The sequence below is a fragment of the Micromonospora sp. URMC 107 genome, assembly GCF_051386315.1.
Taxonomy (GTDB): domain Bacteria; phylum Actinomycetota; class Actinomycetes; order Mycobacteriales; family Micromonosporaceae; genus Micromonospora.
This window is the reverse complement of the sequence record NZ_JBPQTK010000070.1, coordinates 22,026-31,002: the sequence shown is the minus strand read 5'-3', so window position 1 is coordinate 31,002 and position 8,977 is coordinate 22,026. Positions and strand designations below refer to the sequence as shown.

The following is an 8,977-nucleotide window of genomic DNA, read 5'->3' as shown; positions in this document are numbered from 1 at the left end:
GGGGTACGCGATGGAGGGAGGGGGTGGGCGCGTGAGTGAGGTGGTGGATCCGGCGACCGGGGAGGTCGTGGGGTTCGTGGCCGACACGTCGGTCGAGGAGGTCGATGCGGCGATCGCGCGGGCGGACGCGGCCTTCCGGCACTGGCGGGAGGTGGCGCCGGGGGAGCGGGCGCGGGTGCTGCGGCGGTTCGCGGCGGTGGTCGACGCGCACCTGGAGGAGCTGGCGCGGCTGGAGGTGCGCAACTGCGGGCACACCATCGGCAACGCGCGGTGGGAGGCGGGCAACGTCCGGGACGTGCTCGACTACTACGCGGGCGCGCCGGAGCGGTTGACCGGGCGGCAGATCCCCGTGCCGGGCGGGCTGGACGTGACGTTCCACGAGCCGCTCGGCGTGGTCGGGGTGATCGTGCCGTGGAACTTCCCGATGCCGATCGCCGCCTGGGGCTTCGCGCCGGCGCTCGCGGCCGGCAACGCCGTGGTGCTCAAGCCCGCCGAACTGACCCCGCTGACCGCGCTGCGCCTGACGGAGCTGGCGCGCGAGGCGGGCGTGCCCGACGACGTGTTCACCGTGCTGCCGGGCCGAGGGTCCGTGGTGGGGGAGCGGTTCGTCACCCACCCCGCCGTCCGCAAGGTCTGCTTCACCGGCTCCACCGAGGTGGGCACCCGGATCATGGCCGGCTGCGCCGCGCAGGTGAAGCGGCTGACCCTGGAGCTGGGCGGCAAGAGCGCCAACCTCGTCTTCGCCGACGCCGACCTGGAGCGGGCGGCGGCCACCGCACCGTACGCCGTCTTCGACAACGCCGGTCAGGACTGCTGCGCCCGGTCGCGGATCCTGGTCCAGCGGCCGGTGTACGACCGGTTCCTGGAGCTGCTCGAACCGGCGGTGCGCGCGCTGCGCGTGGAGGACCCGGCCCGGGAGAGCGCCGAGATGGGCCCGCTGATCTCCGCCGCGCAGCGCGACCGGGTGGCCGGGTACGTCGACGGGGCGACGGTCGCCTTCACCGGCTCCCGCCCCGACGGCCCGGGCTTCTGGTACGCCCCGACGGTGCTGCTCGCCGACTCGGTCGCGGACCGGCACTGGCGCGAGGAGATCTTCGGCCCGGTCGTCTCGGTGCTCCCGTTCGACGACGAGGCCGACGCGATCCGCCTCGCCAACGACACCGAGTACGGCCTGTCCGGTTCGATCTGGACCCGGGACGTGGGCCGGGCGGTGCGGGTGGCGCGGGCCGTGGAGGCGGGCAACCTCAGCGTCAACTCGCACTCCTCGGTGCGGTACTGGACGCCGTTCGGCGGGATGAAGCGTTCCGGGCTGGGCCGCGAGCTGGGCCCGGACGCGCTGCACGCCTTCACCGACGTCAAGAACGTGTTCATCGCAACGGAGGAGTGAGCAGGTGCGGGGTCGTCTTGAGGACCGGGTGGCCGTGGTCACCGGAGCGGGCAGCGGGATCGGGCTGGCCACCGTGCGGCGGTTCGCCGCCGAGGGGGCCCGGGTGGTCTGTGTGGACGTCGACCCGGAGGCGGGCGGGCGGGCCGCCGAGGAGGTCGGCGGCGAGTTCGTCGCCACGGACGTCGCCGACGAGGCGGCCGTGCGGGACCTCTTCGACGGGGTGGCCGAGCGGCACGGGCGGATCGACGTGGCGTTCAACAACGCCGGCATCTCCCCGCCGGAGGACGACTCCATCCTGACCACCGGGCTGGACGCCTGGGAGCGCGTGCTGCGGGTCAACACCACGAGCGTCTACCTCTGCTGCAAGCACGTCATCCCGCACATGCGCCGGCAGGGCCGGGGCTCGATCATCAACACCGCGTCGTTCGTGGCGCTGATGGGGGCGGCCACCTCGCAGATCGCGTACACGGCGAGCAAGGGCGGGGTGCTGGCGATGACCAGGGAGCTGGGCGTGCAGTTCGCCCGCGAGGGCATCCGCGTCAACGCGCTCTGCCCCGGCCCGGTCGCCACCCCGCTGCTGCTGGAGCTCTTCGCCGCCGACCCGGAGCGGGCCGCCCGCCGGCTGGTGCACGTGCCGATGGGGCGGTTCGGGAAGCCGGAGGAGATCGCCGCCGCGGTGGCGTTCCTGGCCAGCGACGACTCGTCCTTCATGACCGCCGCGCAGTTCGTCGTGGACGGCGGCATCACCGGCGCGTACGTCACCCCGCTGTGAGCCGGCCACTGATCGGGATCTCCGCGTACGTCGAGCCGGTCGCCTGGGGGGTGTGGCGGGACCTGCCGGCGGTGCTGGTGCCCGAGGCGTACGTCCGGGCGGTCACCGCGGCCGGGGGCCGGGCGGTGGTGCTGCCCCCGGACGACCGCGACGCGGACGTGCTGCGGCTGCTCGACGGGCTTCTCCTGGCCGGCGGCGCGGACGTCGACCCGGCCCGGTACGGCCAGCCGCCGGCGCCCCGCACCGAGAGCCGGCCGGGGCGCGACGCGGGCGAGCTGACCCTGCTCACCGCCGCGCTCGACACCGACCTGCCGGTGCTCGGCGTCTGCCGGGGGATGCAGCTGCTCGCCGTCGCCGCGGGCGGGTCGCTGCACCAGCACCTGCCGGACCTGGTGGGGCACGACCTGCACCGCCCCGCCCCGGGCGTCTACGGCGGGCACGGCGTGCGGTTCGCCCCGGGCAGCCTGGCCGCCGCGGTGATGGCCGGCGTGGGCCGGGTCAACTCCTACCACCACCAGGCGGTGGCCGACCCGGGCCGGCTGACGGTGACCGGCTGGTCCGACGACGGGGTGGTCGAGGCGGTCGAGGATCCGCGCCGGCCCTTCCTGCTCGGCGTGCAGTGGCACCCGGAGAACGAGCCCGACCCCCGACCGATCGCCGCACTGGTCCGGGCCGCCGGGGAGAACCGGGCCAATGGGGACAACCGGGCCGCCGGGAAAGGCGGGGCCACCCGGGAGAACCGGGCCGCCGGGGAAGGCTGAGCCACCCGGCCGGGCCGGACCGGCACGTCGGTGACACCTCTTCCCCCACTGCCGGGGAACGGTCGGAAGTGTCGCACATCACAGTCGCCCGCCGGGCAATGCCTGGGCGGCGCGGTATCGTCCCGTGCACGGGACTGAAATGCCGCGCTGGTGCGGATCCGGCTGACCAGCCGTCCTGTGTGGACCCGATCCCGCGACGCCGCTGTCGGAAGATGGCAGCCGGGTGAGGCGAACGTAAACAGCGCACGCCGGGCTCCATGCGTTACGTTGCTCGTCCGTCGGGGTACCAAGCGGGCACGGCCGGTTGGATCACCGGGCCGAGGCGGTGATGGCCGGAGCGGGAGGAACTATGAGCTCGGCCCAGGGGGGCGTGGACGGGGGTTGCCCGTCCGAGGCAGGCCGGGACGCCGAGTTCCCCCCGCTGCTGGCCGCCGCCTTCGCCAGCGGCGGTGAGATGGGCGAGCTGCTGCGGCGACTCGACTGGTCCGCCCACCCGCTCGGCACCCCCGACCGCTGGCCGACGACGCTCTGCGCGGCGATCGGCATGATGCTCGCCTCCAGCGCGCAGATCGTGATGTTCTGGGGCGAGGACGAGCTCGCCTTCTACAACGACGCCTACCGCCCCACCATCGGTGACAAGCACCCCGACGTGCTGGGCCGGCCGGCCCGCGAGCACTGGGCGGAGACCTGGAGCGTGCTCGGGCCGCTGCTGGCGGGTGTCCGGCGCGACAGCCGGTCGTACCGCGCGCAGGACCACCCCTTCCCGCTCGACCGCCGCGGGTTCCTGGAGGAGACGTACTTCGACGTCTCCTACGATCCGATCCTGGGCGCCGACGGCACCGTCGACGGTGTCTTCTGCATCGTCAACGAGACCACCGGTCGGGTGATCGGGGAGCGTCGGCTGCGGCTGCTGGCCGAGCTGGGCGCCGAGCTGGCCGAGGTGGACAGCAGGCCCGAGCTCGGTCGGGTCGCCGCGGCGGTGCTCGACCGGCACCGGTCGGACGTGCCGTTCGCGCTGGTGCACCTGCCCGACGACGCCGGCGACGTGGCGTTGGCCGGGTGCAGCGGCGTCGACCCCCGGGCCGTCGTCACGCCCCCACCGCCGCGGCTCGCCGAGGTCACCGCCGCCGGCGCCGCCGCCACCCTCGCCGTGGCGGACCTGCTCGCCGAGGCCCCGGCCGACGCGACCGGTCAGGCGCTGGTGCTGCCGGTCACCGCCGGGAACGAGACCGTCGGCACGCTGACGGTCGGCGTCGCCCGCCGGCTGCCGCTCACCGACGAGTACCGGGACTTCTTCGACCTGGTCGCCGCGCAGATCTCCCGGGCCGTCGGGCGGCAGCAGGCGTACGAGCAGGAACGCGCCCGCGCCGCCGAGCTGGCCGCCCTGGACCGGGCCAAGACCAACTTCTTCGCCAACGTCAGCCACGAGTTCCGCACCCCGCTGACCCTGGTGCTCGGCCCGCTGGAGGACCTGCTGGCCGACCCGGCGCTGCCCGAGGCGTACACCGACCGGCTGACCACCATGCACCGCAACGCGCTGCGGCTGCTCAAGCTGGTCAACACGGTGCTCGACTTCTCCCGGCTGGAGTCCGGGCGGCTCGCCGCCCGCTACCAGCCCACCGACCTCGCCGACTACACCGCCCGCCTGGCCAGCACGTTCCGGTCGGCCACCGAGCGGACCGGGCTGCGCCTGGTCGTGGACTGCCCGCCGCTGCCGGCGCCGGTCTTCGTGGACCGGGACATGTGGGAGAAGGTCGTCCTCAACCTGGTCTCGAACGCGGTGAAGTTCACGTTCGACGGCGAGATCCGGGTGCGGATCCGCGCGGTCGACGGGGCCGCCCGGCTGGAGGTCACCGACACCGGCGTCGGCATCGTGCCGGAGGAGCTGCCGCAGATCTTCGAGCGCTTCCACCGGGTGCCCGGCGTGCGGTCGCGCAGCCACGAGGGCACCGGGATCGGCCTGGCGCTGGTCCGCGAGCTGGTCGAGATGCACGGCGGCGAGGTGGCCGTGCGCAGCCGGGTCGACGAGGGCAGCACGTTCACGGTGACCGTTCCGTTCGGCGCCGGGCACCTGCCGGCCGAGCGGGTCGTCGACACCGGCACCCCGGCGCAGGTCGAGCTGGCGCAGGCCGACCTCTACGTCACGGAGACGGCGCTCTGGACCGGCGCCACCGGGTCGGCCGGCGGCGGGTCGAGCCGGGGGACCGGCGCGGCCGGCCGGATCCTGGTCGCCGACGACAACGCCGACCTCCGCGAGCACGTCACCCGGCTGCTCTCCCCGTCCTGGGAGGTGGTCGCGGTCACCGACGGCGTGGAGGCGCTGCGGCACGCCGTCGACGGCTCGTTCGACCTGGTACTGACCGACGTGATGATGCCCCGGCTGGACGGGTTCGGGCTGGTCGCCGCGTTGCGTGCGGATCCGCGTACCCGGCACCTGCCGGTCGTGCTGCTCTCCGCCCGGGCCGGCTCCGCCGAGGAGGTCGCCGGGCTCGCGGTCGGCGCCGACGACTACCTGACCAAGCCCTTCTCCGGCCAGGAGCTGACCGCCCGGGTGCGGGCCAACGTCGAGCTGGGCCAGCTGCGCGGCCAGATCATCCGTGGGCTGCGGGCCCTGGCCGACGCGGCGGTCGCGGTCAACACCGCCCGCTCCACGGCCGACGTGCTCCAGGTCGCCGCGCGGCACGCCCTGACCCTCGCCGAGGCCGCCCGGGTGGTGGTCTCGGCCACCGGGATGCGCTTCGAGGCCGACGGCGGCGGGCTGGCCTCGATCGAGCCGTCCTTCGTGCTGCCGCTGACCGGCACCACCGGCGAACGGCTCGGGGAACTGCGGGTATGGCGCCCGGACGGCGACGGGACCTACACCGACGAGGCCGCGCTCACCCAGCTCGCCCGGCTGGTCGGGGTGCGGCTGGAGAACGCCCAGCTCTACGAGGCCGAGCACCGCATCGCCACCACGCTCCAGCACAGCCTGCTGCCCCGGTCGCTGCCGCAGTTGCCGGGCGCCGTGGTGGCCAGCCGCTACCTGCCGGGCAGCGCGGACGTGGAGGTCGGTGGGGACTGGTACGACGTCATCGCGCTCGGCGACGACGAGCTCGTGCTGGCGATCGGCGACGTGGTCGGCAAGGGCGTGCGGGCGGCCGCGGCGATGGGCCAGCTCCGCAACGGGCTGCGGGCGTACGTCCTGGAGGGCTTCGACCCCGGTGAGTCGCTGACCCGGCTCAACCGGCTCGTCGGCACCGCCGAGGGCCGCTCCTTCGCGACCGTGTTCTGCCTGTGGTTCAGTCCCCGCACCGGCCGGCTGCGGTACGCCAGCGCCGGTCACCCGTCCCCCCTTCTGATCCGAGGAGACGACGTGGCGTTCCTGCACGACCGGGCGCTCGGGCCGCCGGTCGGGGCGATCCCCGACACGACCTACCGGACGGTCGAGGGGGCGCTGGCCCCCGGCAACCGGCTGCTGCTCTACACCGACGGGCTGATCGAGGACCGGCAGCGTGGCATCGACGCCGCGCTGGCGACGCTGCGGCACGACGCGGCCACCCCAGGCGAGCACGTGACCGATTTGATCGACGCCGTGGTGGAGCGCGTCGCCGGCCGGCCCCTGCGCGACGACGTCGCGGTGCTCGCCCTGGAGGCGGCGGAACTCAACCGGTTCGCGCTGCGGCTGCCGGCCGATCCCACCCGGCTCAGCCTGCTGCGCAAGCGGCTGGAGGACTTCCTCGTCGCGCACCGGGTCACCGAGACGGACCTGTTCGACCTGACCGTCGCGGTCTCCGAGGCGGCCGCCAACGCCATCGAGCACCCGGTCGAGCCGGCCGAGCCGACGATCAGCGTCGAGGTGACCATCTCCGACCGCACGGTGGTCGCCACGGTGCGCGACAGCGGGCGGTGGCGGGAGTCGACCGGATCGGGCTTCCGGGGCCGCGGACTGTCCCTGATCGAGGCGCTGGGGGAGCTGTCGGTGACCCGTACCGCCGAGGGGACCGAGGTGACGCTGCGCCGGCGGCTGGCGGACTGACCGCGCGGTCGGCGGTGCTTCCGGCGTGCGAAGGCGGTGGGCCGGCGGCGGGAGGGCTCAGGCCGGGCGCAGCCAGGCCTGGTCGCCCAGGCCGGAGATGTCCAGCACCCGGTGGACCTGCCGCGACGGCAGCACGGTGAGCGCGTCGGGGAGGTGCTGGGCCAGCCGGACCACGGCGTGGATCGCCGCCGAGTCGAAGAAGGTGACCGCCCGGAGGTCGAGCGTCACCCGCTCGGCCGGCTCCCGCAGCGCGGTCTGGTACATGACGTCGGCGGTGGCCATGTCGACCTCGCCGGTCACCAGGACGTGGAGATGGCCGCCGTCGATCTCCGCCTGGGCGGAGAAGACGGGAGACGCGCCACCCCCTTGATCCACGGAGCCACAATGGCACAGGGGGCCTGCCGCGGCAACAACCGCTCCGGGCGGCCGGTGGCGGCGGTCACCACCGCGCGCGGCGATAAACTCGACTCATGACCGTCCGTGCGCCGCTGACCCCAGGCACGCTCACCCCGTTGCGGCCCGTGCCCGCCCACATCGTCCGCCCGGAGTACGTGGGCAAGAAGCGTCCGCAGGAGTGGCGCGGTTCGCACGTGCAGACCCCGGAGACCATCGAGAAGATGCGGGTCGCCGGTCGGCTCGCCGCGCAGGCCACCCGGCTCGCCGGCGAGCACTGCAAGCCCGGCGTGACCACCGACGAGATCGACCGGGTCGTGCACGAGTTCCTCTGCGACCACGGCGCCTACCCGTCGACGCTGGGCTACAAGGGCTTCCCCAAGTCCTGCTGCACCAGCCTCAACGAGGTGATCTGCCACGGCATCCCCGACTCCACCGTGCTCGTGGACGGCGACATCATCAACGTCGACGTCACCGCGTACCTCGACGGCGTGCACGGCGACACGGACGCCACCTTCTGCGTGGGCGAGGTCAGCGAGGAGGCCCGGCTGCTGGTCGAGCGGACCCACGAGGCGATGATGCGCGGCATCCGCGCGGTCGCCCCGGGCCGCCAGATCAACGTGATCGGCCGGGTCATCGAGTCGTACGCGAAGCGCTTCGGCTACGGCGTCGTGCGCGACTTCACCGGCCACGGCATCGGCGAGGCCTTCCACAGTGGGCTGTACGTGCCGCACTACGACAGCCCCCGCCCCACGGACGTGATGGAGCCGGGGATGACCTTCACCATCGAGCCGATGATCACCCTCGGCACCCACCAGTACGACATGTGGGACGACGGCTGGACCGTGGTGACGAAGGACCGCAGGTGGACGGCCCAGTTCGAGCACACCATCGTGGTGACGGAGGACGGTCACGAGATCCTCACGCTGCCGTGACGGACACCCCGGCGGCACTGCGTGAGGCGCACCACGCGGACGTCTCGGGCGGCTGGCTGCGCCCCGCCGTCTTCGGGGCGATGGACGGGCTGGTCACCAACATCGCCCTGATCGCCGGCGTGGCGGGCGGCGGGGTGTCGCCCCGCAACGTCGTGCTCACCGGCGTGGCCGGCCTGGTGGCCGGCGCCATCTCGATGGGGCTGGGGGAGTACACCAGCGTCCGCTCGGCCAACGAGCAGGTCGCCGCCGAGGTCGCCAAGGAGCGCCGCGAGCTGGAGCGGCACCCCGAGGCCGAGGCACGCGAGCTGGCCCAGGCGTGGGTCGCCCGGGGGCTCCCGCACGACCTCGCCATGGAGGTCGCCCAGGCCGTCCGGCGCAACCCGCAGGAGGCGCTGCGGGTGCACGTGCGGGAGGAACTCGGCGTCGACCCGGACGAGCAGCCCAGCCCCTGGGCGGCCGCGATCTCGTCGTTCGTGTTCTTCTCGATCGGGGCGCTGGTGCCGCTGCTGACCTACCTGTTCGGCGCGACGAGCCTGTGGCTGGCGCTCGCCGTCGGCGGGCTCGGGCTCTTCGTGGCCGGGGCGGTGGTCGCCCGGTTCACCGCCCGGCCCTGGTGGTCCGGTGGTCTGCGTCAGCTCCTGCTCGGCGCGGCGGCGGCCGGTGCCACGTACCTCATCGGCGCCCTCATCGGCGTCCAGGGCGGCCTCGGCTGAC

At 74.2% G+C, this 8,977-nt stretch carries 7 protein-coding genes; 6 read left to right on the top strand and 1 reads right to left on the bottom strand.

All coding sequences use genetic code 11. The features are described from left to right. The first annotated feature begins 31 nt into the window (after window positions 1-31). From ACSNN9_RS17305 to ACSNN9_RS17290, 4 genes are all read left to right on the top strand, one after another. The gene (locus tag ACSNN9_RS17305; protein WP_436674330.1) at window positions 32-1,387 is read left to right on the top strand and encodes an aldehyde dehydrogenase family protein; all 1,356 of its coding nucleotides are present in this window, start codon (window positions 32-34) and stop codon (window positions 1,385-1,387) included. Window positions 1,388-1,391: 4 nt separating this feature from the next. After that, entirely contained in the window at window positions 1,392-2,159 is a 768-nt protein-coding gene (locus tag ACSNN9_RS17300; protein WP_334607230.1) for a 3-oxoacyl-ACP reductase, read from the top strand. Beyond that, entirely contained in the window at window positions 2,156-2,920 is a 765-nt protein-coding gene (locus tag ACSNN9_RS17295; RefSeq protein WP_436674328.1) for a gamma-glutamyl-gamma-aminobutyrate hydrolase family protein, read from the top strand. Before ACSNN9_RS17300 ends, ACSNN9_RS17295 begins: the two co-directional genes overlap by 4 nt. Window positions 2,921-3,269: 349 nt before the next feature. Then, a complete protein-coding gene (locus tag ACSNN9_RS17290; protein WP_436674326.1) occupies window positions 3,270-6,935 on the top strand; it encodes a SpoIIE family protein phosphatase in 3,666 nt (1,221 codons plus the stop codon). Window positions 6,936-6,992: 57 nt separating this feature from the next. Here the strand turns inward: ACSNN9_RS17290 and ACSNN9_RS17285 are convergent, their stop codons facing one another. Continuing rightward, window positions 6,993-7,310 carry an STAS domain-containing protein gene (locus ACSNN9_RS17285; protein ID WP_436674325.1) on the bottom strand — a complete coding sequence of 106 codons (318 nt, stop codon included), beginning with the start codon at window positions 7,308-7,310 and terminating at the stop codon, window positions 6,993-6,995. Window positions 7,311-7,405: 95 nt separating this feature from the next. Between ACSNN9_RS17285 and map the strand changes: the two genes are divergently transcribed. Continuing rightward, window positions 7,406-8,263: a type I methionyl aminopeptidase gene (gene map, locus ACSNN9_RS17280; RefSeq protein WP_436674323.1), complete on the top strand. Its 858-nt coding sequence runs from the start codon at window positions 7,406-7,408 to the stop codon at window positions 8,261-8,263. Next, the gene (locus ACSNN9_RS17275; RefSeq protein WP_436674322.1) at window positions 8,260-8,976 is read left to right on the top strand and encodes a VIT1/CCC1 transporter family protein; all 717 of its coding nucleotides are present in this window, start codon (window positions 8,260-8,262) and stop codon (window positions 8,974-8,976) included. The genes map and ACSNN9_RS17275 overlap by 4 nt, the downstream gene beginning before the upstream one ends. Window position 8,977: the final 1 nt, after the last annotated feature.

Excerpts from the sequence above, each read along its gene's own strand:
- map (WP_436674323.1), top strand. The coding sequence starts at position 7,406 with ATGACCGTCCGTGCGCCGCTGACCCCAGGCACGCTCACCCCGTTGCGG.
- ACSNN9_RS17290 (WP_436674326.1), top strand. The coding sequence starts at position 3,270 with ATGAGCTCGGCCCAGGGGGGCGTGGACGGGGGTTGCCCGTCCGAGGCA.